The sequence below is a fragment of the Holophagales bacterium genome (genome assembly GCA_016719485.1).
Taxonomy (GTDB): Bacteria; Acidobacteriota; Thermoanaerobaculia; order UBA5066; family UBA5066; genus UBA5066.
The window spans coordinates 217,895-243,585 of sequence record JADJZB010000021.1 but is presented as its reverse complement, the minus strand read 5'-3'; the positions used below and the strand labels follow the sequence as shown (position 1 = coordinate 243,585).

The 25,691-nt window shown below is 70.6% G+C and carries 27 protein-coding genes; 8 read left to right on the top strand and 19 right to left on the bottom strand.

The annotated features are described in order from the left end of the window. Positions 1-5 precede the first annotated feature (5 nt). The 5 genes from IPN03_13045 to rplM form a co-directional block, all read right to left on the bottom strand. Positions 6-749: a UMP kinase gene (locus IPN03_13045; protein MBK9374618.1), complete on the bottom strand. Its 744-nt coding sequence runs from the start codon at positions 747-749 to the stop codon at positions 6-8. 13 nt (positions 750-762) lie between these two features. Beyond that, positions 763-1,680: an elongation factor Ts gene (locus IPN03_13040; GenBank protein MBK9374617.1), complete on the bottom strand. Its 918-nt coding sequence runs from the start codon at positions 1,678-1,680 to the stop codon at positions 763-765. 143 nt (positions 1,681-1,823) lie between these two features. Then, entirely contained in the window at positions 1,824-2,633 is an 810-nt protein-coding gene (gene rpsB, locus IPN03_13035; GenBank protein MBK9374616.1) for a 30S ribosomal protein S2, read from the bottom strand. 2 nt (positions 2,634-2,635) lie between these two features. Then, complete coding sequence (gene rpsI / locus IPN03_13030) at positions 2,636-3,028, bottom strand: 30S ribosomal protein S9 (protein ID MBK9374615.1); 393 nt, start codon at positions 3,026-3,028, stop codon at positions 2,636-2,638. 16 nt (positions 3,029-3,044) lie between these two features. After that, positions 3,045-3,473 carry a 50S ribosomal protein L13 gene (rplM, locus tag IPN03_13025; GenBank protein ID MBK9374614.1) on the bottom strand — a complete coding sequence of 143 codons (429 nt, stop codon included), beginning with the start codon at positions 3,471-3,473 and terminating at the stop codon, positions 3,045-3,047. A 368-nt stretch (positions 3,474-3,841) separates the two neighbouring features. Between rplM and IPN03_13020 the strand changes: the two genes are divergently transcribed. The 3 genes from IPN03_13020 to IPN03_13010 are packed head-to-tail and all read left to right on the top strand — an operon-like array spanning position 3,842 to position 6,104. Continuing rightward, positions 3,842-4,516, top strand: coding sequence for a class I SAM-dependent methyltransferase (locus IPN03_13020; protein ID MBK9374613.1), 675 nt, complete (start codon positions 3,842-3,844; stop codon positions 4,514-4,516). Beyond that, complete coding sequence (folD, locus tag IPN03_13015) at positions 4,513-5,433, top strand: bifunctional methylenetetrahydrofolate dehydrogenase/methenyltetrahydrofolate cyclohydrolase FolD (protein ID MBK9374612.1); 921 nt, start codon at positions 4,513-4,515, stop codon at positions 5,431-5,433. Before IPN03_13020 ends, folD begins: the two co-directional genes overlap by 4 nt. Positions 5,434-5,435: 2 nt before the next feature. After that, positions 5,436-6,104 (top strand): dephospho-CoA kinase, encoded by a 669-nt coding sequence (locus tag IPN03_13010; protein MBK9374611.1) that lies wholly within the window; start codon positions 5,436-5,438, stop codon positions 6,102-6,104. Positions 6,105-6,134: 30 nt separating this feature from the next. On the opposite strand, the gene IPN03_13005 is transcribed toward IPN03_13010, so the two are convergent. The 4 genes from IPN03_13005 to IPN03_12990 are packed head-to-tail and all read right to left on the bottom strand — an operon-like array spanning position 6,135 to position 10,643. Next, positions 6,135-6,761, bottom strand: a complete 627-nt coding sequence (locus tag IPN03_13005; GenBank protein ID MBK9374610.1) for a non-canonical purine NTP pyrophosphatase — start codon at positions 6,759-6,761, stop codon at positions 6,135-6,137. Then, positions 6,707-8,344 (bottom strand): FHA domain-containing protein, encoded by a 1,638-nt coding sequence (locus IPN03_13000; GenBank protein MBK9374609.1) that lies wholly within the window; start codon positions 8,342-8,344, stop codon positions 6,707-6,709. The genes IPN03_13005 and IPN03_13000 overlap by 55 nt, the downstream gene beginning before the upstream one ends. 44 nt (positions 8,345-8,388) lie before the next feature. Beyond that, the gene (locus tag IPN03_12995) at positions 8,389-9,324 is read right to left on the bottom strand and encodes a TonB family protein (protein ID MBK9374608.1); all 936 of its coding nucleotides are present in this window, start codon (positions 9,322-9,324) and stop codon (positions 8,389-8,391) included. Between the two features lie 35 nt (positions 9,325-9,359). Continuing rightward, a complete protein-coding gene (locus IPN03_12990; GenBank protein MBK9374607.1) occupies positions 9,360-10,643 on the bottom strand; it encodes a hypothetical protein in 1,284 nt (427 codons plus the stop codon). A 48-nt stretch (positions 10,644-10,691) separates the two neighbouring features. Between IPN03_12990 and IPN03_12985 the strand changes: the two genes are divergently transcribed. The 3 genes from IPN03_12985 to IPN03_12975 all read left to right on the top strand — a co-directional run bounded on the left by IPN03_12985 (position 10,692) and on the right by IPN03_12975 (position 12,987). Further along, positions 10,692-10,862, top strand: a complete 171-nt coding sequence (locus IPN03_12985; protein ID MBK9374606.1) for a hypothetical protein — start codon at positions 10,692-10,694, stop codon at positions 10,860-10,862. Continuing rightward, positions 10,859-12,301, top strand: coding sequence for an adenylosuccinate lyase (locus IPN03_12980; GenBank protein MBK9374605.1), 1,443 nt, complete (start codon positions 10,859-10,861; stop codon positions 12,299-12,301). The genes IPN03_12985 and IPN03_12980 overlap by 4 nt, the downstream gene beginning before the upstream one ends. Before the next feature lie 107 nt (positions 12,302-12,408). After that, a complete protein-coding gene (locus IPN03_12975) occupies positions 12,409-12,987 on the top strand; it encodes a septal ring lytic transglycosylase RlpA family protein (protein ID MBK9374604.1) in 579 nt (192 codons plus the stop codon). 3 nt (positions 12,988-12,990) lie between these two features. Here IPN03_12975 and pepE read toward each other — a convergent pair whose 3' ends face one another. Both pepE and IPN03_12965 read right to left on the bottom strand, forming a co-directional pair. After that, complete coding sequence (pepE, locus tag IPN03_12970; GenBank protein ID MBK9374603.1) at positions 12,991-13,704, bottom strand: dipeptidase PepE; 714 nt, start codon at positions 13,702-13,704, stop codon at positions 12,991-12,993. A gap of 32 nt (positions 13,705-13,736) precedes the next feature. Then, complete coding sequence (locus tag IPN03_12965) at positions 13,737-13,937, bottom strand: hypothetical protein (protein MBK9374602.1); 201 nt, start codon at positions 13,935-13,937, stop codon at positions 13,737-13,739. 52 nt (positions 13,938-13,989) lie between these two features. Here IPN03_12965 and IPN03_12960 point away from each other — a divergent pair, with 52 nt between their 5' ends. Together IPN03_12960 and IPN03_12955 are read left to right on the top strand one after the other, a co-directional pair. Beyond that, the gene (locus tag IPN03_12960) at positions 13,990-15,060 is read left to right on the top strand and encodes an NADH:flavin oxidoreductase/NADH oxidase (protein ID MBK9374601.1); all 1,071 of its coding nucleotides are present in this window, start codon (positions 13,990-13,992) and stop codon (positions 15,058-15,060) included. Between the two features lie 186 nt (positions 15,061-15,246). Beyond that, positions 15,247-15,726 carry an Hsp20/alpha crystallin family protein gene (locus tag IPN03_12955; GenBank protein ID MBK9374600.1) on the top strand — a complete coding sequence of 160 codons (480 nt, stop codon included), beginning with the start codon at positions 15,247-15,249 and terminating at the stop codon, positions 15,724-15,726. Positions 15,727-15,817: 91 nt separating this feature from the next. Here the strand turns inward: IPN03_12955 and IPN03_12950 are convergent, their stop codons facing one another. The 8 genes from IPN03_12950 to IPN03_12915 all read right to left on the bottom strand — a co-directional run bounded on the left by IPN03_12950 (position 15,818) and on the right by IPN03_12915 (position 25,677). Beyond that, positions 15,818-16,951 (bottom strand): 6-phosphofructokinase, encoded by a 1,134-nt coding sequence (locus tag IPN03_12950; protein MBK9374599.1) that lies wholly within the window; start codon positions 16,949-16,951, stop codon positions 15,818-15,820. Positions 16,952-17,040: 89 nt separating this feature from the next. Beyond that, positions 17,041-18,909, bottom strand: coding sequence for an aspartate ammonia-lyase (gene aspA / locus IPN03_12945; GenBank protein MBK9374598.1), 1,869 nt, complete (start codon positions 18,907-18,909; stop codon positions 17,041-17,043). A gap of 127 nt (positions 18,910-19,036) precedes the next feature. Then, positions 19,037-20,137, bottom strand: coding sequence for a D-alanine--D-alanine ligase (locus IPN03_12940; GenBank protein MBK9374597.1), 1,101 nt, complete (start codon positions 20,135-20,137; stop codon positions 19,037-19,039). Between the two features lie 61 nt (positions 20,138-20,198). Continuing rightward, the gene (locus tag IPN03_12935; GenBank protein MBK9374596.1) at positions 20,199-21,338 is read right to left on the bottom strand and encodes an alanine--glyoxylate aminotransferase family protein; all 1,140 of its coding nucleotides are present in this window, start codon (positions 21,336-21,338) and stop codon (positions 20,199-20,201) included. A gap of 10 nt (positions 21,339-21,348) precedes the next feature. Beyond that, positions 21,349-22,068, bottom strand: a complete 720-nt coding sequence (locus IPN03_12930; protein MBK9374595.1) for an HAD-IA family hydrolase — start codon at positions 22,066-22,068, stop codon at positions 21,349-21,351. Beyond that, the gene (locus tag IPN03_12925; protein MBK9374594.1) at positions 22,065-23,021 is read right to left on the bottom strand and encodes an NAD(P)H-quinone oxidoreductase; all 957 of its coding nucleotides are present in this window, start codon (positions 23,019-23,021) and stop codon (positions 22,065-22,067) included. The genes IPN03_12930 and IPN03_12925 overlap by 4 nt, the downstream gene beginning before the upstream one ends. Beyond that, positions 23,018-24,721, bottom strand: a complete 1,704-nt coding sequence (gene mobB, locus IPN03_12920) for a molybdopterin-guanine dinucleotide biosynthesis protein B (GenBank protein MBK9374593.1) — start codon at positions 24,719-24,721, stop codon at positions 23,018-23,020. Before mobB ends, IPN03_12925 begins: the two co-directional genes overlap by 4 nt. Further along, complete coding sequence (locus tag IPN03_12915) at positions 24,718-25,677, bottom strand: SpoIID/LytB domain-containing protein (protein MBK9374592.1); 960 nt, start codon at positions 25,675-25,677, stop codon at positions 24,718-24,720. Before IPN03_12915 ends, mobB begins: the two co-directional genes overlap by 4 nt. Positions 25,678-25,691: the final 14 nt, after the last annotated feature.

The window sequence follows — 25,691 nt, the reverse complement described above, 5'->3', positions numbered from 1 at the left end:
GCTGTTCAGTTTGCGGGTTCGCCCGCGTCGACGGTAGAGCCGATCGGCTCGCCCGTGACGACCCTCTGGATGTTCCCGGGGACGAGGAGGTTGAAGACGCGGATCGGGATGCGGCTCTCGCGGCAGAGGGCGATGGAGGCCGCGTCCATCACGGCGAGCCGCCTCTCGAGGACCTCCTGGTAGGTGACGTGCGGGAGGAGGACGGCGGACGGGTCCTTCTTCGGGTCGGCGGTGTAGATGCCGTCGACCTTCGTCCCCTTGAGGATCGCGTCCGCGCGCAGCTCGCTCGCGCGGAGTGCGGCGGCCGAGTCCGTCGTGAAGAAGGGGTTTCCGGTGCCGCCCGCGAGGATGACCGCGCGCCCCTTGTCGAGGTGACGGTCGGCGCGGCGGCGGATGAAGGGCTCGGCGACGGAGCGGACCTCGAACGCCGTCATGACTCTGGTTGGCACGCCCCGTCGCTCGGTGGCGTCCTGGAGCGCGAGGGCGTTGATGACGGTGGCGAGCATCCCCATGTTGTCGCCCGTGACCCGGTCGATGCCCTGCGTGGCGGCCGAAACGCCGCGGATGATGTTCCCGCCGCCGATGACGACGGCGAGCTGCACGCCCATCCGTGCCACGGCGGCCACCTCGTCGGCAATGCGGGCCACCATCGCCGGCTCGATGCCGAAGGGCTGCCCTCCGAGGAGGGCTTCCCCGGAGAGCTTGAGGAGGACCCGGCGGTAGACCGGCTGGCCCGTCTCGGTGCCCATCGGCTCGCCTGCGCTACTTCGTCAGCTCGGCGACCTCGGCGGCGAGGTCGGTCTGCTTCTTCTCGACCCCTTCACCCACCTTGTAGCGGACGAAGCGGACGACGCGGGCGTCCTTGCCGGCGCGCTCGGCGATGACCTGGGAGACCTTCTTCGTGTCGTCCTTGACGAACGTCTGGTCGACGAGGACGACCTCGCCGTACCACTTGCCGATCATCCCCTCGACCATCTTCTCGGCGACGGCCTCGGGCTTGCCGGCAGCGACGGCCTTGGCCTTGGCGACCTCGCGCTCGTCGGCGAGGGCCTTGGCCGGGACCTCCTCGCGGACGGCGTACAGCGGCGTGAGCGCGGCGACCTGCATCGCGAGGTCGCGGCCGAGCTCGGCGTCGCACCCCTTCGTCTCGACGACGACGACGGTCTTGTCGCCGGGGTGGGCGTAGAGCGCGAGGGCATTCCCCTCGCCCGCGACGATGCGGGCGTAGCGGCGGAGCTGGGTGTTCTCGCCGGTCTTCGCCGTGGCGGCCTGGAGCCATTCGGTGATCGTGCCGGACGCGCCGGCGAGCGTCGCCGGAGCCGTCATGGCCCGGAGCGCCTCGGCGTTCCCGTCGGTCGTGTCGCCGAAGGAGGCGTCGCCGGCGACCCAGGCGGCGAGGGCCGTCCGGGCGGCCTTGAACTCGTCCGTCTTGGCGACGAAGTCGGTCTCGCAGTTCAGCTCGACGAACGCGGCGACCGTGCCATCGCACGCGTAGCCGACGAGGCCCTCGGCAGCGACGCGGCCGGCCTTCTTGGCGGCGGCGGCGAGTCCCTTCTTCCGGAGGGACAGCTCGGCCTCTTCGAGGCTCCCGTTCGCCTCGGCCAGGGCCGACTTGCAGTCGAGGATGCCGGCTCCGGTCTTCTCCCGGAGCTCCTTGATCATGGCGGTGGTGATCTCCATCGGACTCTCCCGTCGCGCGGACGTCCGCCGCGCGCGCTTTCTCGTCGTGTTGCGTGCGCCCGGCGCTCCGGACGCGAAAAGGGCCGGCGGGAGCGCGCCTTCGCGACTCCCGCCGGCCCGGCTCGATCAGGTCAGGTCGAGGGTCAGGCCTGGGCCGGCGCGGAGTCCTTCGCGACGATCGCCTCGGCGACGGTCGCGCCCTCCGCCACGAAGTTCGCGGGCATCGGCTCGTCGTCGGCTTCCGCCGCCTTCCCGACGAACCGCTCCTCCTGGGCGTGCAGGCCCTCGAGGACGGCGTCGGCGATCTTGCCCGTGAAGAGCTTGATCGCGCGGATCGCGTCGTCGTTGCCGGGCACGACGTGGGTGATCGGGTCGGGATCGCAGTTCGTGTCGACGATGCCGACGATCGGGATGCCGAGCTTGTTCGCCTCCTGCACCGCGATCGCCTCCTTCTTCGGGTCGATCACGAAGAGGAGATCCGGCAGCTCTTCCATCTCGGTGATGCCGGAGAGGTTCTTGGCGAGCTTCGCCTTCTCGCGCTCGAGCCGGATCCGCTCCTTCTTCGTGAGGATGGCGTCCGAGGTCTCGCCGAGCATGCCCTCGACTTCCTTGAGGCGCATGACCGACTTGCGGATCGTCACGAAGTTCGTGAGGGTGCCACCGAGCCAGCGGTTGTTCACGAAGAACATCCCGCAGCGGTTCGCCTCCTCGTAGATGGCGTCCTGGGCCTGCCGCTTGGTCCCGACGAAGAGGACGTTCTTGCCCTGGGAGGCCGCTTCCGTGACGTAGGCGGCCGCCTCGCGGAAGCACTTGAGCGTCTTCTGCAGGTCGATGATGTAGATGCCGTTGCGCTTCCCGAAGATGTACTTCTTCATCTTCGGGTTCCAGCGCTTGGTCTGGTGCCCGAAGTGGACGCCCGCCTCGAGGAGCTCCTTCATCGTGATCTGGCTCATGGCTACCTCTTCGAGAACTGGAACCGGGCGCGGGCGCCGCGCTGGCCGTACTTCTTCCGCTCCTTCATCCGCGAGTCGCGCACGAGGAGACCCGCCTTCTTCAGCGCCGGCCGAAGCTCGAGGTTGAAGAGGAGAAGGGCGCGCGAGACGCCGTGGCGGATCGCGCCCGCCTGGCCCGCGCTGCCACCGCCCGCGACGCGGGCGATGATGTCGAACTTCTCGGTCGACTCCGTCAGCTGGAGGGGCTGGCGGATGACCATCTTCAGCACGTCATTCGGGAAGTACTGGTCGAACGGGCGGTCGTTGACGACGAACACGCCGCTTCCCGGACGGAGGTAGACGCGGGCGACCGCCTCCTTCCGCCGGCCGATCGCGTGGTACTGCAGGTTGCTCACGATCTCTCCTCCGGCCTCACAGCGGCTTCGGGGCCTGGGCCACGTGCGGGTGACTGGGCCCCGCGTAGACCTTCAGCTTCTTGAACATCTTCTTGCCGAGCTTCGTCTTCGGAAGCATCCCGCGGACGGCTTCCTCCACGAGCTTCTCCGGACGGGTCGCGCGGAGCTTGTCCGCGCTCGTCGTCTTGAGGCCGCCCGGGAAACCGGTGTGGTGCCGGTACAGCTTGGCGGTTTCCTTGACGCCGGTCAGCGCCACCTTTTCCGCGTTCACGACGACGACGAAATCGCCCGTGTCGAGAAACGGCGTGTAGGTCGGCTTCGACTTGCCCGTCAGGTGCATGGCAATGACCGTTGCGATGCGGCCCAGGACCTTGCCGTCGGCATCGACGACGATCCAGCGCCGCGGGAGCTCGTTCATCTTGGGGAGAGGCGTTCGGGAACTCACGGAAACTCAGCTCTCCGGTCGGGGTTTCGCGAAGCGCGCGCCGCGCCACGCTTCTCGTCTCGGTAGTACAGGACCCGGCCGGGCACTGAGAAAGACCGGGCTCCCGGTGGAGGACGCTCCTTGCGCAAGTGCACTCTCGCGCAGGGCCGGGAAACATACGACGCCCCTCGCAGCCTGTCAAGCGAAACCCGGAATGGAACCCGGAGAGCCGGGCGGCGGCTCCCGGAACCCGGACTTCTTTTCGGCTCGAGAGGGGACCCGGAGCCGTGCCGGAGGCTTTACGGACCGTTCCGTGAAGGCTACCGTGCCGGCCCGTGAACGAGGCTCCCCCGCCCGGAATCGACAAGGCCGCGGGAAAGATCCAGGCGATGTTCTCCCGAATCGCCCCCCGGTACGACCTCCTCAACAGGCTCCTGTCGGGCGGAACCGACGTCGCCTGGAGAAGGGAGGCCGCGCGGCTCCTCGCTCCCCTCCCCGGGGAGGTCCACCTCGATCTCTGCTCGGGAACCGGCGACCTCGCCCTCGCGGTGGCGAAGCGAAGCGGCGGGCGGGCGCGGGTCGTTGCGGCCGACTTCACCTTCGAGATGCTCGCCATCGGCCAGGAGAAGTTCCGCCGCCGGGGCGTCCCGATTCCCGAAGCGGGGGCGGACGGCCTGCGCCTCCCGTTCCCGGACGCCACCTTCGACGGTGCGACCGCCGCCTTCGGCGTCCGCAACTTCGAAGACCTCGACCGCGGGCTCCGCGAGCTCTGCCGGGTCCTGAAGCCCGGGGGACGGCTCGTCGTCCTCGAGTTCACGCCGGAGCCGACCGGCCCCCTGGCTCCCCTCGTCCGTTTCCACGTGAGGACACTCGTCCCGTTCCTCGGCCGGCTCGTCTCCAGGGACGGCTCCGCCTACCAGTACCTCCCCGACTCCGTCGGCCGCTGGCCAGCTCCCGAAGCCCTCACGGAGAGGATGCGATCCGCCGGGTTCGCCGCCGTCGACGTCCGACTCCTTTCATTCGGTATCGCCGCCGCCCACGTGGCGCGGAAAGGAACCCCATGACCGCCACGATCCTCGACGGCGCGAAGGTCGCCGCCGACATCCGCCGCGAGACGGCCGACGCCGCCGCAGCCCTCGCCTCCCGGGGCTTCGTCCCCGGCCTCTGCGTCATCGTCGCCGGCGACGACCCCGCGAGCCAGGTCTACGTCAGGAACAAGGAGAAGAGCGCGCGGGAGGCCGGGATTCGGGCCGAGACGCTCCGGTTCCCCGCCACCGTCACGGAGGCGATGCTCCTCGCCGAGATCGGCCGCCTGAACGCCGACGAGGAGGTCGACGGAATTCTCGTCCAGCTGCCGCTCCCCGGCGGCATCCAGTCGTCGCGAATCCTGGAGGCCATAGACCCGGCGAAGGACGTGGACGGCTTCCACCCCGTCAACGTCGGCCGCCTCGTCCAGGGCAAGCGGGCCCCCGTCCCCTGCACCCCCGCCGGGATCATGGAGCTCCTCCGCCGCGAGGACGTGCCGCTGAGAGGGGTCCGCGCCGTCGTCCTCGGCCGGAGCGACATCGTCGGAAAGCCGATGGCGACCCTCCTGACGAAGGCCGACGCCACCGTCACCGTCGCCCACTCGAAGACCCGCGACCTCCCGGCCATCTGTCGCGAGGCGGACCTCCTCGTCGCCGCGATTGGCCGGCCGGCGTTCGTCACGGCCGCGTTCATCCGGCCGGGAGCCGTCGTCGTCGACGTGGGAATCAACCGGATCGCCACCGCCGCCGAGGTCGCCCGCTGCTTCCCCGGCGACGAGGCGAAGACCGAGGCGTTCGCGGCGAAGGGGTCGCTCCTCGTCGGCGACGTCCACCCCGTCGACGTGAAGGAGCGCGCCTCGCGCTACACCCCCGTCCCGGGCGGGGTCGGGCCGCTCACGATCGCGCTCCTCCTCTCGAACACCGTCGACCTCTGCCGCGCCCGCCGCAGGCTCTGAAGATGCGCCGCGTCGGCCTCACCGGCGGGATCGCCTCCGGCAAGAGCGCCGTCGCCGCGCGCTGGCGCGAGCTGGGGATTCCCGTCCTCGACGCCGACCGCCTCGTCCATGCCCTCTACGAGCCCGGAAGCGCGGGGGCCGCCGCCATCGCCGACGAGTTCGGGCAGGAGGTCCTCGACCAGCGAGGCGCCGTCGACCGCCCGCGCCTCGCGGCCCTCGTCTTCGGCGACCCCGCGTCCGTCGCGCGCCTGAACGGCCGCATCCACCCCCTCGTGAGGGTCGAGACCGAACGCTGGCTCGCCGAGCGGGAGGCCGAAGGCCACACCGCCGCCGTAGTGGAGGCGACGCTCCTCGTCGAGAACGGCGGCCGGGAGCGCTTCGACCACCTCGTCGCCGTGTCGGCCCCCGAGGAGGTCCGCCTCTCCCGCGTCCTCGCCCGCGACCCGGCGTCGACGCGCGAGGCCGTCCGCGCCCGGATGAGCGCCCAGCTCTCCGACGAGGTCCGTAACGCAGTCTGCGACGACGTCCTCGTCAGCGACGGGTCCGTCGAGGAACTGCGCGGGAAGGCAGACGCACTCGCCGCGCGTCTGGTGTCGAGGGCACCGGACGAGGGCGCGAGCCCCGGCGCCGACGGCCACGACCCCTCGCCGACTCACGGAAAACGGACCTGACCCCTATCCCCGCGCCGTCCGACGTGACGGCTACTCGCCCGGAGCGAGGAGAGCCGCGAGCTCCGCGAACGCCTTCGCCCGGTGCGAGCGCGCGTTCTTCTCCTCGACGCTCATCTCGGCGAACGTCCTCGTCTCGCCCGCGGGAATGAAGATCACGTCCCAGCCGAAACCGTTCGCGCCGCGGGGCTCGGGGGCGAGCGTCCCCGCGACGCGGCCCTCGGCGACGACGACGTCCGCCGGGGAGGCTCCCGGCCAGGCAAGGCCCAGGTTCGAGACGGCCTCGGCGCGCGGATCGCCCCAGGCATGTGCGAGGCGCGCGAAGCCGGCTTCTCCCACCGCTCCGACCGCGTACTTCGTGAGCGGTCCGGGGTAGCCCTTCCAGGCCGGGAGGGAGAGGCCCGAGTCCTCGACGAGGACCGGGACGCCGAGCTCTCCACGGCCGCGAGAGCCTTGGCCGTGACGACCTCGGCGAAGTCGAGGGACTGGATCTCGGGGATCTCGAGCGCGCGGGCCGTCACGGGCCTCCCGAGGAACGCCGCCGCCTCGCGCGCCTTCCCCGCGTTCGAGGTGAGGAAGACGAGACTGTCGAGGGACGGGCGCATTCAGCGTGGCGCGGGGAGCGGGACGCCGCGAGCGTCGAGCCGGACCCGGTAGCACGGGAGACCGCGCGAGAGCCCCTTGAGCTTCACGTCGCCGAGCGGCTCGTACGAGAAGTCGTCCGACGTCAGGCGGGCGGTCTCCTCGCCGACGGCGACCTCGTTCGGGCCGGCGACGTACTCCTCGATCCGGGCGGCGACGTTCACGGTGTTGCCCAGGACGGTGTAGTCGACGCGCTGGGCCGAGCCGATGTCGCCGACGACCGCGTTCCCCGTGTTGACGCCGATCCGCACGCCCACCGGCGGCTCGCCCCGGGCGACCCGCTCGAGGTTCCACGCCTTGACGTTCTCGACGAGCTTGCAGGCGGCGGAGACGGCCCTGCGGGCGTGGTCGGGCTGGACGATCGGCGCGCCGAAGAAGGCCATGACGGCATCGCCGATGAACTTGTCGAGGGTGCCCCCCTCCGCGAAGATGGCGTCCGCCGCGAAGGTGAAGAACGTCGAGAGGAACCGCGAGAGCGCGTCGGGGTCCATTCCCTCGGCCGCGCTCGTGAAGCCGACGATGTCGGCGAAGAAGACCGAGACGTTCCGGGTCCTCACGCGGTCGATGACGCCGCTCGCGTCGGAGGCGATCTCCTCGACGACGCCGGGCGAGTGGTAGCGCGAGAGGCGCTCCCTGATCCGCTCTTCCTTCTCGATCCGCCTCTGCAGGCGCGCCCGCTCGATGGCGACGGCGGCGAAGTTCCCGAGCGCGGTCAGGAGGTCGAGGTCGTCCGCGGTGAAGGACCCGGCCCGGAGCGGCGTGTCGACGTGCAGGGCGCCGATGACGCGGTCCTGGTTCCAGAGCGGGACGCACATCGCCGAGCGGATCTGCTGGATCCGGATCGACTGTCCCGCCTCGAACCGGCCATCGGCGAGGGCGTCGGACGTGAGGACGGCGACCCGGTTCTGGATCACCGATTCGACGATCGTGTGGGAGAAGGTCTCCCCCGCGTCACCCGACTCCTTCCCGCGCTGGCGCGAGAGCATCGGGACGAGCCGGCCCTCGTCTCCGACGAGGACGACGACGGCGCGGTCGACCGGGAGGTGCTCGAAGAGGAGGTCGACGACGCGCCCCAGGATCTCCTGGACCTCGCGGGCGAGGATGAGCGTCTTGGCGACCTGGACGAGGATCTCGAAGATCTTGCTCCGGGCCACGGCCGAGGTCGAGCGCTTGCCCGACTGCGTCAGGGGCTCGCCCTCGTCCTCCGGAACGTAGTCCTCGAGGTGGAAGTCGCGGTTGAAGTCGGCGATCGACCGGACGAAGGTGGAGGACGACTCCCCGACGGGCTGCACCGGCGCCTTCGGCCTCACGACGGGCGCTTCCTCCCGAACGGTGAGGGAGAACGTCCCGACCGTCAGGACGTCGCCCGGCGCGATCGGCGAGGAGGCGACGAAACGCCCGTTGACCTTCACGCCATTGGTCGAGTTCTGGTCGACGATGATCCAGCGCTCGTTCTCCCGCCGGATGACCGCGTGGCGGCGGGAGACCGAGAAATCGTTCAGGACGATCTCGTTCTCGCTCGACCGCCCGAGAAAGACCTCCGGACCCGTGATCCGGTAGCGCTGGGGTCGACCCTCGACCTCGTAGACGAGCTCGTACATGAGGGTTGCACAAGGATTATAGGGGCCGCGGCCCGGCCCCGTCGTCAGGGTGCCGCGGGCGTGAAGCGGACCCGGACCGTCTTCACGACGGCGATAGGGCGCCCGTCGAGCCGGGCGGGGGTGTAGACCCATCGGCGGACGGCATCGGTGGCCGCGGTCGTGAGCCCCATCGGGGCTTCCTCCACCGCGAAGACGCTGCCGATCGTCCCGTCGCGCTCCACGACGATCTGAAGGACGACCTCTCCACCGATCCCGGCTTTCCGGGCCACGGAAGGGTACTGCGGCTCGACGCGCCTCTTCAGGACCGGAGGCTCCGCCCCGAAGGGGAGCGACGCGTAGGGCTCGGCCGACTCGGCCTCCGCCTCTTCCGGGCTCGCCCCGCCGCCGGCCCCGGCGGTCGCGCCGCTGCCCGGGACCGGGGAATCCGGCGGTTCGACGGGTGCGGGCCGAGGCATCGCCGGCGTCGGACGGGGCGGTGCGAGGTACCGGACGGCGTGCGCGGGGACGAAGGCCAGGTCGATACCGAGGAGCCGCACCCCGAGAAAGTCGTGCTCGGCGAGGACGACCTCGACCGGGTCACCGTCCTCCAGCTCTCCCCAGCGCGCCGCGCCATAGTCGGGCGCGAGGTAGACGGGACAGGGCGAGACGATCCGGCCTCCGACGGTCGCGAAGCCGGCCACGGCCTTCGTTCGGCGTTCGCGCGCCTGCTGCTCCGGCGAGGTCTCGAAGGTGCCTGCCTCGAGCCACCCTTCCCGACCGCCCTTCGCGACGACGCGCGCGAAGGCCCCTTCGACCGCCTCGAGCCGCACCTGGGAGCCGCGGGGCAGGAGCGTCACGATGGCGCCCTTCGCCTGTGGCTCGGCGCGCAGCGGTACACGGGAGAGGGATACGAATGCGGCCCCGCCCGAGGCCGGCATCGGGTCCGGCCCCGCCTCGTTCCCGCCGCCGCAGGCGGCGAGGGACGCCGCGAGGAAGACCACGGCGGCGCCGGAGGCGCCCGGGGAGGCGCGGTGTGTCAGGGAAGCCGCTCCCTGACGAGGGGCATCGTCATGCAGTGCGGGCCGCCGCGGGCCCGCGTCAGCTCGGTCGTCGAGAGCTGGATGGCGTACTTGCGACCGCCCTTCGGCTCGACCTCCCGGCGGCCGAGAAGGAGGTCCTCGTCCCGAACGATCTCGTAGCCGTGCCGGTCGAGCTCGTCGGCGGTCCGCTCGTTCCGGTCGTAGCCGATGATGATCCCGGGCGCGACGGCGAAGACGTTCGCCCCGTCCGTCCACTGCTCGCGCTGCTCGGCAATCGGGTCGCTCCCCCCGCAGGGAATCGGTTCGAGGTCGAGCCCCCGCTTCTTGAGGGCCGAAAGGAAGTCTTTCTCGGCCGTCCAGGTGATCTCGTCGTGCGTCAGGTCGATCGAGTAGACGTCGGCCTCCTCGGCCCCGCCCGCCACGACCATCGGCGCGTAGCAGAGGCACTCGGACTCGGACGCCTGGGTGAAGATCGTGTCGAGGTGCATGAACGACCGCTCGTGCGGGATCGCCATGACGACGATGTGGCGCACCTCGGACCCGGCCTTCTTCAGCGCCGCCGAAAGCCGTTCGATCGTCGTCTCCTCGGTCCTCTCCGAGTACCCGATGGCGAGGAGGTCCTCGCGCAGGACGAGGACGTCCCCCCCCTCGATGTGCGGCCGCATCCTCGCGGTGGAGACGTTCTTGCCCCAGGCGGCCCGGAACTCGTGGAACCAGAAGATCCCGTCGGGACGGGCGAATCGGGGGTGATGCTCGAAAACGGCGCCGGAGACGAGGGGCTCCCGGAGCCGGGCGGGGGTGGCCATCGACCCGCGGACGAGGCGGTCGCCGACCGGGATGACCGGATCGCGCTGGAAGAAATAGTTCGGGACCGGCGGCAGGAGAAAGAGGGAGTCGATCGAGCCGGTGATCTCCGGGTGCGGCTGCTCCAGACCCTCCACCAGGGCCGCCGCCAACGTCTCCGCGTCGAGGTCGGCCAGGCGCTCGAGGACGGGGGCCGGCAGCCGGAGGGTCGCAGAGAGATCGTCGAGGACGAGCTTCCGGCGACCCGGGTCGGCGAGGACCTCTTCCAGCAGATCCTGCACCTCGAGGACCTCCGCGAAGAGTCGCAGGACCTGCTGGAACCTTCGATGTTCCTCTCGCGCCCGGGCGCCGTGCAGAATGTCGTCGAAAAGAAGATCCTGCATCATCCCCGGGGTCATCCGGTCGATTTCCCGGCCGGGCTGATGGACGACGACGGACCTGAGACGACCGATTTCGGAATGGACGGCGATCGGCATGCTGGAACCCCCGTGGCGGCCGCGGGAGAATAGCAAGCGGAGACGAAGATGAGCGAGGAAGTCGAGTTCGTCATCTGCAACAACTGCGAAACCCCCTGCTACTCCTTCGAGCTGGACCGGAAGGGGAACGTCGCGAACGGCTTCTGCGCGCTCTGCGGCGCCGACGAGGCGAAGGACTTCCGGCTTCCCGAGGTCGAGGACATCGAGGAACAGGATTGAACGCCGACGCGTACGAGAACCCCCTGACGGGGCGCTACGCCTCGACGGAGATGTCGGCTCTCTTCTCGGCGCGCCACAAGTTCGCCCCGTGGCGACGCCTCTGGCTCTGGCTCGCCGAGGCGGAGAGGGAGCTGGGCCTGCCGATCCCCGAGGCCGCGATCACCGCCTTCCGGGAGCACCTCGTTCCGACCGACGGCGAGCTCGAGGCGGCCGACCGGTACGAGCGCGACACGAAGCACGACGTGATGGCGCAGATCCACGCCCTCGGCGACGTGGCGCCGGAGGCGCGCCCCTACATCCACCTCGGCGCGACGTCGGCTTTCGTCGGCGACAACGCCGACCTCCTCGTCCTGCGCGACGCGCTCGGGCTCGTGCAGAGGCGCGCCGTGCGCGTCATCGCCCGGCTCGCGGCCTTCGCGCGCGAGCAGAAGGACGTCGCCTGCGTCGGCTACACCCACTTCCAGGCGGCCCAGCCGACGACCGTCGGCAAGCGCGCCTGCCTCTGGATCCAGGACCTCGTCCTCGACGTCCACGAGCTCTCGCGGCGCGGGGACGAGCTGAAGTTCCTCGGGTGCAAGGGCGCGACGGGCACGCAGGCGTCCTTCGTCATGCTCTTCGGGGGCGACGCCAGGAAGGCCGACCTCCTCGACCGGAAAGTCGCCGAGAAGGCGGGCTTCCCGAATCGGCTCCTCATCTCGGGGCAGACCTACACCCGCAAGCAGGACGCCTTCGTCCTCTCCGCCCTCTCCGGAGTCGCCGCCTCCGCCTCGAAGTTCGCCCACGACCTGAGGCTCCTGCAGCACATGAAGGAGGTCGAGGAGCCGTTCGGTTCGAGGCAGGTCGGATCGTCGGCCATGCCCTACAAGAGGAACCCCATGAAGTGCGAGCGGATGAACGCCCTCTCGCGCTGGATCCTCACGACGGCCGAGAACGGCAGCTGGACGCACGCGACGCAGTGGCTCGAGCGGACCCTCGACGATTCCGCGAACCGGCGACTCGCCCTCGCCGAAACGTTCCTCGCCGCCGACGCCCTCCTCATTCTCTGGGAGGCGGTCGCCTCGGGTCTCGTCGTCCACCCGGAGGTCGTCCGCCGAAGGCTCGCCGAAGAGCTCCCGTTCCTGGCGACGGAGAACGTCCTGATGGCCGCCACGAAAAAGGGGGGAGACCGGCAGGCGCTGCACGAACGGATCCGGGTCTACGCCCAGGCCGCCGGCGACCGCCTGAAGGCGGAAGGGGGCGAGAACGACCTCCTCGACCGGATCGCCGCCGACGCGCTCTTTCGCCTCTCGCGCGAGGAGGTCGCCGCCGCCGCGGACCCACGCATCTTCGTCGGCCGCGCGCCCGAGCAGGTCGAGGAGTTCCTCGCGGCCGAGGTCGACCCGCTCCTGGCCGCTCACGCCGCGGCTCTCTCGGACGCTCCCGTCGAGGTGAAGGTCTGAGACCCGGGCAGCGACGAGCGCCCGTCCTCCGGGTCGCGGCGCTCCTCCTGGCCTCGGCGCTCCTCTCCTCCTGCTCCCCGCGACCCGCAGTGAGGGGAGCGGACGACTTGAAGGGGGAAGGGGTCGAACGGGGCCTCGCCTCCTGGTACGGGGCCGACTTCGCGGGGCTGCCGACGGCGAGCGGGGAGACCTTCGAGCCGGGCCGCGTCTCGGCCGCACACAGGGCGCTGCCGCTCGGGACCGTCGTCGACGTGACGAACGAGAAGAACGGGCGAACGGTGAGGGTACGGATCAACGACCGGGGCCCATTCATCGCCGGGCGGATCGTCGACCTCTCGCGCGCTGCCGCCGAGGAGATCGGAGCCGTCAGCGACGGGGTCGTCCCCGTGACGCTCACCGTCGTCTCGCTCGGGCCGGGACGGCGAACCACCCCGGGCCGGAAGGGACCGGGAGACGAAGCTGCCGTGACCTCCTGGGCCGTCCAGGCCGGCGCCTTCGCGAGCGAGGAGAACGCCGCACGGTTGAAGGAACGCCTCGCCGAACGCTACCCTCAGCCCTGGCTCGAGCCGTTCGACGGGTTGACGCGAGTGAAGTTCGGCCCCTACCCGTCTCGCGACGAGGCCGAGGCGGCCCGCGACACCCTCGCGGAGCTCGGCCTCGCCGGCATCGTCGTACCCAATCGCTGACCGTCAGCCCAGGAGCGGCTCGATCTCGGCGCCCGCCTCGATGTCGAACGGCGCCGTCCCGCGCTTGAAGACGCGCGCACCCTTCTCGCCCAGGAGCTGCGTCACGCCGTTCTCGACACGGAGGTAGGCCGACTCGCGCAGCCCGAGCACCGGCACCGGGCTCTCCTCGAGGTACTGCAGGAGGCGCTCCTCCCGGGTCTCCCCCTTGTGGGTCGAGGCCGGGTCCGGGTCGAGGTAGTGCGGGTTGATCTGGTACGGCACGAGGCCGAGGGAGAGGAGGTTCGCCGTCTGGACGATCGGCATGTCATTCGTCGTGCGGATCGACGGCGCGGCGACATTCGTCCCGGCGCTCGAGCCGACGTACGGCATCCCCTCTCCGGCCCGGTCGCGGATCGGGCCGAGGAGCCCTTCGTCCTGGAGCCACTTCAAGAGGCGGAACGTGTTGCCACCGCCGACGAAGACGGCCCCGGCGGCACGGATGGCCGCGCGCGGGTCGGGCGCCTGGTGGACGCTCAGGACCTCTATCCCGAGACCCGCAAATCGCTCCCGCACCTTCGCTGCGTATCCGTCACGGTCGGCAAGGGCGTACGGAACGAAAGTCAGCGTCTTCACGCCGGCGAGAAAGGCCGCGAGGGCGTCGGCGACGTGGTCGAGGTAGCCGTGTCCGTGGATCGTCGAGCTGCTGACGAGGAGAAGCCGGTGGCGCGCGTCCGTCATGCGGGGAGGTTACCGTGCCGCGCCCTCTCCCGTCAGGCCCGAGCCCGCCCGCCCAGGATGCGCGCCGGGAGGAAGAAGAGCGCGCGGACGAGCTCCACGATCCCTTCGAGAACGACCCCGACGATCCGGAACGGGATCGAGAGGAGCCAGAGGAAGGGATACGCCACGAGCGCCACGACCGCGAGAGGCCAGCAGACGACGAGGAGGAGGAGCCACAGCAGGATCTTCACCATCTCGTCTCCTGTTACGTCTCCCGCCGCCCTCGGGTTCCCGTAACCTAGGGCCATGGCCCTCTTCACACCCTTTTCGCTCCGGTCCGTCACGTTCCCGAACCGGGTCGGCGTCTCCCCCATGTGCCAGTACTCCGCAGAGAGCGGCGTCGCGAACGACTGGCACCTGGTTCACCTCGGGGCGCGCGCGATCGGAGGCGCCGGGCTCGTCATGACCGAGGCGGCCGCCGTCTCTCCAGAGGGGCGCATCAGCCCGCAGGATCTCGGCCTCTGGACCGACGAGCAGGTCGCCCCGCTCGCACGGATCGCGGCGTTCCTGTCGGCCCAGGGCTCGGTGCCCGCGATCCAGCTCGCGCATTCCGGACGAAAAGCGTCGACGAAGCGACCGTGGGACGGCGGCGGCCCCGCGTCGCCCGCAGACGGGGGCTGGTCGCCGGTCATCGCGCCGAGCACCGTCCCGTTCGACGACGGCTGGCAGGTCCCGCTCGCGCTCGACGAAGAGGGCCTGGCACGGGTCGTCGCCGACTTCGTGGCCGCGGCGCGCCGTGCGGTCGCCGCCGGCTTCCGGGTTGCCGAGGTCCACGCGGCGCACGGCTACCTGCTGCACCAGTTCCTGTCACCGATCTCCAACCGTCGAACCGATGCCTGGGGCGGCTCGCTCGAGAACCGGATGCGCTTCCCGCTTCGGGTCGTCGAAGCGGTCCGCTCCGCGTGGCCCGATGACTTGCCACTCTTCCTCCGGATCTCGGCCACCGACTGGTTCGAGGAAGGATTCGTTCCCTCAGAGGCGGTCGTCTTCGCCCGCCACGCGCGTGCGGCCGGTGTCGATCTCGTCGACTGCTCCTCAGGGGGGATGCACCCGAGGGCGCGGGTCCCGGTCGGCCCCGGATATCAGGTCCCTTTCGCGGCCCGGATCCGGGCAGAGGCCGGCGTGGCGACCGCCGCGGTCGGCCTGATCACGACGGCCCGCCAGGCCGACGAGATCATCGAGAGCGGCCAGGCAGACCTCGTCCTCCTCGGCCGGGAGATGCTCCGCTCGCCCAACTGGGCTCTTCGCGCGTCCGCAGAACTGGGCGTGCCGCTTCCTGGTCCAGGCCCTTACGAACGCGCAAGGCCATTTGGGTAAGTAACTTAACCACTCCAGTTCGCCCCCGGACGATCCAATCGTCGGCCGGAACCGTCGGCTTGTTTGATTGTGCCTGGAGATACTTGACAACAACTTCATCAGATACTATATTGGCCATGGACCTGATGCCCTTGACGAAGAAAAGAGGAACAGGACCCGAAGACAGATCAACAAGGAGGCCACCCCATGATTACGCGCTGGAACGATTCCTTCCGTGAGCTCGAGTCCTTCCGCAACCAGGTCAATCGGCTCTTCGGCGAGGCGTACCCCGCAAGCCGGACCTCGGACGAGGCTCCGAGCCTCGCGGCCTGGGCGCCGCCGGTCGACATCAGCGAGACCCCGGACCTGCTCGTGTTCCAGGTCGAGCTTCCCGGCTTCTCGCAGGACAACCTCAAGCTACGCGCCGAGAACGGCGTCCTGACGCTCGAGGGCGAGCGGACGTTCGAGAAGGAGCACGAGAAGAAGGCCTACCACCGCGTCGAGCGGGCCTACGGGCGATTCGTTCGCGCCTTCTCGCTCCCCGTGAACGTCGACCCGGAGAAGATCAATGCAACTCTCGTCGACGGCGTCCTGACGATCGAGCTCCCGAAGCGCGAAGAGGCGAAGCCGAAGTCCATCCCGATCGGAATCGGCACGGCGAAGCAGATCTCCGCTACGGCGAAATGACGAGGTAACGCCCCAGAGGGGTCTCGAGCCCCACTCTCCTGCTGAAACGGCGGGCCGAAGGGCCCGCCGTCTTTCGTTTCGCGGGAAGCTTCTAGTCCCCCAGGCAGGTACCGACGGAGCGTGCGGCCTCGACCCAGGGGTGGTCGAGAGGGACCGTCTTCCGGATTCCGACGACTTCTTCCAGCGGGACCGGCTTCGTCCCCTCACCGCGCGCGGCCACCATGACTCCGAACTTCCGCTTCGCGACGAGGTCTGCACAGGCGGTGCCGAGACGGGTCGCGAGGAACCGGTCGGCGGCAGAGGGGGTCCCACCGCGCTGGAGGTAGCCGAGGATCGTCACCCGCGACTCCAGGCCCGTCAGCTCCTCCAGTCGCTGGGCGAGGCCGAGCGCCTTGCCGGTCTGGTGCCCCTCTCCCGCCACGGTGCTCCCGGCCTCCTTCCCCTTCTTTCCGGCCTTTTCCTTTTTCCCGCCCGGGTCCTTCTCCTTCGACTTCGAAGCTCCGGCCGCTTCGGCCTGCTCCTTCGAGAGCGCGCCCTCCGCCACCGCGACGATGGAGAAGCGCTTCTCGCTCCGGAACCTTTTCAGGATCGCGCCCGCCACAGACTCGACGTCGTAGGGGATCTCGGGGATCAGGATGACGTCGGCCCCGCCCGCCACGCCGGCCCCGAGGGCGAGCCAGCCCGCCTTGTGACCCATCACCTCGACCACGATGATCCGGTGGTGGCTGTGGGCCGTGGAGTGGAGCCGGTCCACCGCCTCGGTCGCGATGCCGAGCGCGGTGTCGTAGCCGAACGTCACGTCGGTCATCGCGACGTCGTTGTCGATCGTCTTCGGAATCGTGACGACGTTCAGGCCCGCCTTCTGGAGGTGGTGCGCGTTCTTCTGCGTCCCGCCGCCGCCGAGGCAGATGAGGGCGTCGAGGTGGTGCTTGCGGTAGTTCTCGACGATGAGATCGGTCATGTCGAGGGTCTTTCCCGCCACGGGCATCGCGTAGGGCTTGTCGCGGCTCGTCCCGAGAATCGTCCCTCCGTGCGTGAGGATCCCGGAGAGGGTCCGGTCGTCGAGCCAGACGGTCCTGTTCTCCATCAGGCCCCGGAAACCGTCGCGGAAACCGATGACCTGCATCCCGTGGCGCAGCTCGGCCGCCTTGCCGACGGCCCGGAGGGCGGCATTCAGGCCGGGCGTGTCTCCACCCGACGTCAGGACCCCGATGAGCTTGGACATGTCTCTCCCTCCGGAAGCAGGGATTATCCCGCCGCGACCGTTGGAATGACCCTACGAAAGTGGCGTGAGGATGGCGTGAAGCCGCCCCGTCAGACCGTGCGGTCCCCGAGCGCGAGCGGCCGCGGCTTCGTCATCGCCTCGATCGAAAGGAGGTCGTCGAGCTGGGCGGCCGAGAGATACCCCTTCTCGAGGATCAGGTCCCTGACGGCACGCCCCGTCGCAAGGGCCTCCTTGGCGACCTCGCTCGCCCGCTCGTAGCCGAGAGCCGGGACGACGGCCGTCACGATGCCGATCGAGCGCTCCACCATCTCGCGGCAGTGATCGTGGTTCGCCGTGATGCCCCGGATGCAGCGAAGCCGGAGCGTGTCGATCGCCGCCGTGAGCATGTCGACCGACTGGAAGAGGTTGAGCGCGAGGATCGGCTCCATGACGTTGAGCTGGAGCTGGCCGGCCTCGGAGGCGAGGGTGATCGTCAGGTCGTTGCCGATGACCTGGAACGCGACCTGGTTGACGACCTCGGGGATCACCGGGTTCACCTTTCCCGGCATGATGCTCGAGCCCGGCTGCATCGGCGGGAGGTTGATCTCGTTCAGGCCGCAGCGCGGCCCCGAGGAGAGGAGCCTCAGGTCGTTGCACATCTTCGAGAGCTTCACCGCGACGCGCTTGAGGACGCCGGAGAACATGACGAACGCGCCGGTGTCGGGCGTGGCCTCGACGAGGTTCTCGGCCAGGACGACGTCGAGGCCGGTGACGCGCCGCAGCTCCTCGACGACGAGCTCGGGGTAGCGCGGGTCGGCGTTGATCCCGGTGCCGATCGCCGTCCCCCCCATGTTCACCTCGAGGAAGAGCCTCACCGTCTCGCGCAGGCGCGCGACGTCCTCCCCCGTCGTCACGGCGAACGCGCCGAACTCCTGGCCCAGCGTCATCGGGACGGCGTCCTGCAGCTGCGTCCGCCCCATCTTCAGGACGTCGCGGAACTCCTCGCCCTTCTCGGCGAGGGCCCCCCGGAGCTTCTCGAGGGCCGAGACGAGGCCGCGCGTCGCGAGGATCGCGGCGATCCGCAGCGCCGTCGGGTAGACGTCGTTCGTCGACTGGGCGAGGTTCACGTGGTTGTTCGGGTGGCAGGCGGCGTAGTCGCCGCGCGCGTGGCCGAGGATCTCGAGCGCCCGGTTCGCGATGACCTCGTTCGCGTTCATGTTCGTCGAGGTCCCCGCGCCCCCCTGGACCATGTCGACGACGAAGTGCCCGTGGTGGTGCCCGTCGATGACCTCCTGCGAGGCCTGCTCGATGGCGGCGGCGATCGGGCCCGGAAGCAGACCGAGCCGCGCATTCGCCCGTGCCGCCGCCAGCTTGACCATCGCCAGGGCGCGGACGAGCGTCGGGAAGTGCGACACGGGAATGCCGGTGATCGGAAAGTTCTCGACGGCCCGGAGCGTCTGGACGCCGTAGAGGGCATCGACGGGGACGTCGCGCTCGCCGAGGAGGTCGTGCTCGCGCCGCGTCGCGCCGGAGCCGTAACCCTTCTCGGCCCCGACCTCGCGGGAGCTCTGGTACTGGAGGCGCCGGTTCATGACGACGGCGACGCGGGAGAGGACCTCCATGGCGCCGGCCGCATCGCCCAGAAGCCGTTGCCGGACCGATTCCCTCGGCAGCTCGAGGACCGAGGCGCGCGTGAGCGCCCGGGCCGAGGTCGTGTGATCCGACGTGTGGAGCAGCGCCCCGATTCCGACCGCCTCGCCACGCCCCTCGACCGAGAGCGGCTCGACGGCGCCCTCCCGCTCGCGGGAGATCTCGATGCTCCCCTCGAGGATGACGAAGAGCGCCTGCCGCGGCGTCCCCTGCGTCCAGAGAGGGGTCCCCGCCGGCAGCTCGCGTCGCGAGGCGGCCCCCGCGAGAAGGCCCAGGACATCCTCCGAAAGGCCCGAAAAGATCTCGGTCGCTCCGAGGACCTCACGCACGTCCGTCACGAGACACCTCCTGGTGCCGCCTCGTGGCGGCGGGCGCCATTGTAGGGACGCTCGGGGCCGCGCGGAATCAGCTGGCCGGCCCGCACCGGGCGAACACCGTTCGCTCGCCGCCGAACGCTCAGCGCCCCCGCGGCGGCCGCCGGAAAGCGCTCTTCACGAGCCGATCGAGAAGCGGCCCGAGCGGCAGGCCCGCCGCCTCCCACATCTTCGGGAACATCGAGATCGGCGTGAAGCCGGGGAGCGAGTTGATCTCGTTCAGAAAGACGCGCCCGGTCGACCTCTCGAGGAAGAAGTCGACGCGTGCGAAACCAGCGCCGCCGACGGCGTCGAACGCGGCACACGCCATCCGGCGCACCTCTTCCCGCGCCCCTTCCGGGACCTGGGCCGGGATGACGGAATAGGAACGGTCGTCGATGTACTTGTCCTCGTAGTCGTAGAACTCGTGTGCCGGAACGATTTCGCCCGGGAGAGACGCTTCCGTCGGCCCGGCCTCCCCTTCGAGGACGGCACACTCGATCTCGCGGGCGTCGACGGCGGATTCGACGAGGGCCGTCGCGTCGACGGCCAGGGCGGTCTCGACGGCCGCGGCGAGGTCCTCGAGCCGCTTTACCTTGGTGATGCCGACCGAGGACCCGGCACACGCCGGCTTGACGAAGAGCGGCAGGCCGAGAGACGCGACGCGCGGCAGAAGGGCCGTGCGCAGCGCCGGCTCCGCCCACGCGGCAGCGGGGACGGGGACGTAGCGCACCTGCGGCAGCCCTGCGGAAGCGAACGCGGCCTTCATCAGGACCTTGTCCATGCCGACGGCCGAGGCCGCGACACCAAATCCCACGTACGGGACGTTCATCGCCTCGAAGAGGCCCTGGAGGACGCCGTCCTCGCCGAACGTCCCGTGGACGATCGGGAAGACGACGTCCCACGCCCCGTCGCGAAAGGCCGAGGAGAACGACGCGACGATCGCCGCCGCGGGAGCCGGCCTCGAGCCCGGGACGACGCCGTCGAGGAGCGCCTCGCGCGCCGGCCGGGCGAAGTACCGGAGCATCTCCTCGCGCGATGCGGCCACGCCATGCCAGAGGCCGTCCTTGCCGACGAAGACGGGGAGCGCCTCGTACCGGTCGGAAGGAAGGTTCTGGAGGAGGCAGCGGGCGGAAAGGAAGGAGACCCCGTGCTCGCGCGAGGGGCCGCCGAAGACGATCCCGACCCGGGTTCTGAGGCTCACGACACAGCCCCCGCCACCTCGACGAGGTGGGCGGGGGCCTTCCCTTCCGGAACCGCCGTTCTCACGCCTTCGCCGCGGCCGGGGTGGCCGCGAGGATCTTCGCGGCCTGCTCAGCGTAGGCAGCGAGGACGTTCTTCACGGAGGCCACGTCGACGTCGCCCATGTGCCCGATCCGGATGTTGGACGACTTGAACTTCCCGTAGCCGGAGCCCGGGACCCAGCCGGCGGCCTTCATCGCCTTGTTGAGGTCCTCGGCGCCCACGCCCTCGGGCGGGAAGAGCGAGGAGACGCTCGGCGAGTGGGCCGGGGCGTCGGGGAGGAACCGGAATCCGGCCTTCGGCGCCCATTCTTCGACGGCCGCGAGCATCTCGTGGTGGCGGGCCCAGCGGTTCTCCAGCCCCTCGGCGAGGATGTGGTCGAGCTGGACGTCGAGGGCGTACAGGAGCGGAAGCGACGGCGTCGTCGGGTTCTGCTTCTTCTTGCCGAACGCCTCGACGTCGAGGAGGTCGAGGTAGATGCCGCGGAACTTCTTCTGCCGGGCCGCCGCGAGCGCCTTCTCGGAGACCGAGAAGACCGCGATGCCGGGCGGGAGCGCCAGCGCCTTCTGCGAGCCGCAGACGGCGAGGTCGAGGCCCCACTCGTCGGCCTCGACGCGCGTGGCGGCCAGCGACGTGACGACGTCGGCGAAGAGGAGGGCGTCGCTGTTCTCGTGGACGACCTTCGCGATGGAAGCCAGGTCGGAGATCGTCCCGACCGAGGTCTCGTTGTGGACGACGGTCACGATCTGGAACTTCTTCTCCGCGAGCGCCTTCTTCACGTCGTCTGCCAGGATCGGCTTGCCCCATTCGGCCTTCAGGAGCGTCGTCTCGAGCCCGAGCTTCTGGCTCATCTCCCCCCACTTGTCGGAGAACGAGCCGTTGCAGCACGCGAGAACGGGGCCCGTGGCGCAGGAGACGAGGCCGGCCTCCCAGACGCCGGTGGCCGACGTGGCGAGCGTGTGAGCCTGGCCCGTCGTGCGGAAGACCTTCGGAAGCTTCTCGAGGATGCGGCCATAGAGGTCCGAGAACGCCGCGGAGCGATGCGACATCATCGGGCCGCCGAGCGCCTCGAGCACTTGCGGACGGACCCATACGGGGCCCGGATTGAAGAAACGGACCTGGCCGGCGTGGCCGGACGTGGAGTCGAAAGCTGCGCTGCTCATGCGCCGGATTTTACGCTCCGGGCAGCGGCGTTCCGGCCCCCCCCCCCCCCCCCCCCCCCCCCCCCCCCCCCCCCGGCTCCCGCCCCCCGGGCTCGTCGAAGAGCCCGAGGACGTCCGTGAGCGCGGAGAGAAGGTAGTCCGGCCGAAGGGCCTCGAGCTCTTCGCGCGTCGACGAGCCCTCCGGGACGACCGCGATGGGAAGGCCCGCGGCGCGGGCCGTCGCGACGTCGACGGTCATGTCGCCGACGAAGAGGGTCTCGGCGGGCGAGGCCCGGATCGCCTGGAGCGCCGCGAGGACCATCGACGGGTCGGGCTTCTCGCGGTACCCGAGGTCGGGCCCGCCGATGAACGTGAACAGCTCCGCGAGGCCGAAGCCGGCGAGCAGCTGCCGGCTGAAGACGGCGGGCTTGTTCGAGGCGATCGCGAGGCGCACTCCACGGCGCCAGAGCTCCGAGACGACGAGCTCGGCTCCCGGCATCAGCGTCGTCAACGTCGGCGCGTTCACCTTGTAGCGGAACCGGAAGCGCCGGACCCCTTCCTCGCGCAGCTCCTCCGGAAGGACCTTCGCGATCAGGGCTTCGAGACCGTGCCCCACGAGCCGCCGCGCCTCCGCAATCGTGACCGTCGGACGCTCGAAGTGCGCGAGGACGTCGGAGAGGGCGTCGTGGATCCCGGCGTACGAGTCGAGCAGGGTTCCGTCGAGGTCGAAGACCGCCGCGCGGAAGATCACGCGCCCACCGTCAGGACGATCTTTCCGACGTTCGCGTTCTGCGCCATCCGGCGGTGCGCGTCGGCCGCCTGCTCGAGCGGGAAGACGGAGTCGACGAGAGGCCGGAAGCGCCCGTTGGCGAACCCGGGAAGGACGTCGCGTACGAAGGCCGCCGCCAGGTCGATCTTCTCGGCGAGAGCCCGGGCGCGCAGGGTCGACCCGACGATGCGCAGCCGCTTCGTGAGGACGGCCCGCAGGTCGATCTCGGCCGAGCCTCCGCCCATCGTGGCGATCAGGACGAGGCGCCCGCAACGGGCCATGACGCGGACGTTCTGCGCGAGGCTCGGTCCGCCGATCGGGTCGAGGACGAGACCGACGGAGCTCTTCCCGAACCGCTCCTCGATCGCGTCGGCAAAACCGCCGGTCGTCGTGTCGACGACGAGGTCCGCGCCCAGGGCGGCGAGAGGCTCCGCCTTCGACGAGGAACGCACCGTCGCCGCGACGCTCGCCCCGGCGTCCTTCGCGAGCTGGATCGCCGCCGTGCCGACGCCCGAGGCGGCGGCGTGGACGAGGACGACCTCCCCGGCGGCGAGTCCTCCCTCGCGGAAGAGGTTGAGGTACGCCGTGAACCACGCCTCCGGAATCGCCGCGGCCTCCTCGAAGGTCAGGTTCGGGGGGATCGGCATCAGCATCCCGCGCGGCACGGCAACTCTCTCGGCGTAGCCGCCGCCGGGGAGAAGGAAGCAGACCCGCTCTTCCGTCCCCTCGACGAGCCCGGCCGCCTCGAGCCCGAGGATCTCCGATTCGCCGGCGGGTGGCGGGTACTTCCCGGCAGCCTGGAGGAGATCGGCCCGGTTCACCGCGGTCGCCCGGACGCGGACGAGGACTTCGCCGTCGCGGACGCGAGGCTCCGGCGCCTGGCCGAAGACGAGCGCCTCGGGACCGCCCGGCACGGGGACGAGGATCGCCTTCACTCCCCGCCTCCGAGTCCGAGGGCGTCGACGACGATCGCGACGAGCGCCTCGACGTCGCCGAGGGGAAGCCGTGGGATCGAGGAGGCGTGGGACGTCTCCCGGTCGGTCAGCACCGCCAGAACGCCCCCGTCGCCGGCCGCGACCGGGTCCCTCCCGGTCGCCGCGCGACAGACCTCGACCTTCGGCCCGGGCTCGTCCCGGAAGCCTTCGACGACGACGACGTCGACGTGCGGCATCTCGCGGGCGATCACTCCGACCAGCGACGGCGCCCCTCTGTGCCGCGCGTGGACACCGCTCCGGCAGCCCGTGAGGAGGACGGCGGGATTCGCCCCGGCGGAGAAGTGCTGCTGCGAGTCCTTCCCCGGGGCGTCGGTCTCGTACTCGTCCCGCGTGTGCTTGACCGACCCGACCGAGAGGCCCCGCGCGGCGAGCGCGCGGATGAGGCCGGAGGCGAGGGTCGTCTTCCCCGACTTGTGGGCACCGACGACGTGGATCCTCGGGGGGCCCTCCCGGTAGAGGAGACTCTTCTCCCTCACCGGCGCGAAGCGGGCGACGTCCGAGGGAAACGTGGCGATCCAGGAATCGAGGCTCTCCCCGGCGTCGACGAGCTCCCGGTAGATCGCGGTCCCCGCGAGGAGGTCAACCGCCGGGACGTCGCTGCGGTACTCGTAGGCTTCCGTCCGCCAGCGGAAGCGGGACGGGTCGAGATCCCTGAGGAGCTTCACGAGGCGGAGGCCCGTCTCGTACGGGCGGAAGGATTCCTCGTCCGCGACGTGCAGCTGGACACCGCCGCAATCCTGGCCCGCGAACTTGTGGAACGTGGGACGGAAAACGTGCGGCCGGAAAACGACGCCCGGCAGGCCCAACGCGTTCGCGCGATCCGCGGCGACCTCCGCGTCGAGCCACGGCGCGCCGACGATCTCGAACGGGTGCGTCGTACCGCGCGCCTCGGAGAGGTTCGTCCCTTCCAGGAGGCACATCCCGGGGTAGACGAGCGCGGTCTCGCGCGACGGCATGTTCGGCGAAGGGAGGACCCAGGCCGGATTCTCGCCGACACGGTTGCGGGAGGCGGCGCCCCGGCTCCCCGCGACCTTCATCGCGACGACGGTCAGGTCGCAGCCGAACGCGAACTCGTCGTTCACGTAACGTGCGATCTCCCCCGGCGTCATGCCGTGGCGCGGCGGGACGGGCCAGAGCCCGACGAACGAGAGGAGCCGTTCCTCGGGGAGGTTCCCTTCGACCTGGAATCCACCGAGCGGGTTCGGCCGGTCGAGGACGATGACCGGCAGTCCCCTGGCCGCGCACGCCTTCATGACGAGCGCCGTGGTCCATATGAACGTGTAGTAGCGCGAGCCGACGTCGGGGAGATCGCAGACGACGGCGTCGAGGGCGACGAGGTGCTCCGGACGCGGGGAGAGGTCCTCGAAGCGTTCGCCGTAGAGCGAGACGACGGGGATCCTCCCGGATGGCGTGTCGGCGTCGCCGACCGCGAGCATGTCCTGGACGGCGCCCGTGAGGCCGTGCTCCGGTCCGAAGAGGACACGGACGTCGAGACCGGCACCGAGGAGCGCGCGGGCCGTCGGGACGAAGCGCGACGTCACCGAGGCCGGGTTCGCGACGAGGCCGAGACGGCGGCCGCGCAGCGGGGACGGGTCCTCGAGGAGGACGTCGAGACCGGTGAGGAGGGGTGCTGTCTTCATCGCGGTGGTCCCACGGAGTCGAGCGGCACCGTGGCGACTCCTCGATAGTAATGCGCGAGGATGGCCTCGCGGCTCTCCCCCCGCCGCGCCCTCGCGATCGCCCCCGCCTGGCAGAGTCCGGCTCCATGCCCGGTCCCGCGCCCCGCGAAGACGTACCCCGCCGGCCGCTCCTCGATCTCGAAGTCGGTCGACCGCAGGGAGCTCCAGCCCCAGATCTCCGAGGCCCGTGCCCTCACGTCGAACGCGCGGACGACGAGCGACCGGCCGCCCGGTGCCGCGAGGCGCAGCGCCGAGACCCTCGCGTCGTCCCCGTGCGCCCAGACCTCGAGGAATCGCGCCTCGGGGAACCCCAGCCGCGCCACGAGAGAAGGGAGCTGTCCCCTCGGGAGGAAGAACGTCCACCGCGCCCCCGGTGACCCGAGGCAGGCGTCGTCCTCGACCGGAACGAGGTCCGGCGTCTCCTCGTCGTCCCAGACGGTCGCCGGCCGCGCCGTGCGCCCGCCGCAGACGGCGTGAAACGGGGCGGCGATGACGCGCCCGCCCTGGACGAGGACCAGTCCACGCGTCGCGCCGGCCGCGCGCCGGGTCGCATCGGTCGCCCGGGAGAGGCCCGCGAAGACCTGGCAGTGGACGCCGTCGCAGAGGTCGGCCTCCCGGTCCGCGTGACGGGACTTGCGGGCGACGGCGTAGGAGCGGGCCGCGACGGCCTGGGCCTCGAGCGCGGCCGCGGGAGCCCTTCCGCCGATCTCGGCGGGGAGGACCGCCGCAACGTAGTCCTCGAGCGGCACCGTCTCGACCCGTCCCGTCGAGAGTCTGAGGATCCGACGGACGGATTCGGCGACCTGGGTCTCCACGGCGCGCGGCGCCGCGCGGGCGGGAAGTATCGCGGCGAGAAGCGCGGCGCCAAGCCCGACGGACAAGGCGATCGGCGTTCCGAAGCGGTGGGCGACCGTCACGCGCGAGCGAATCC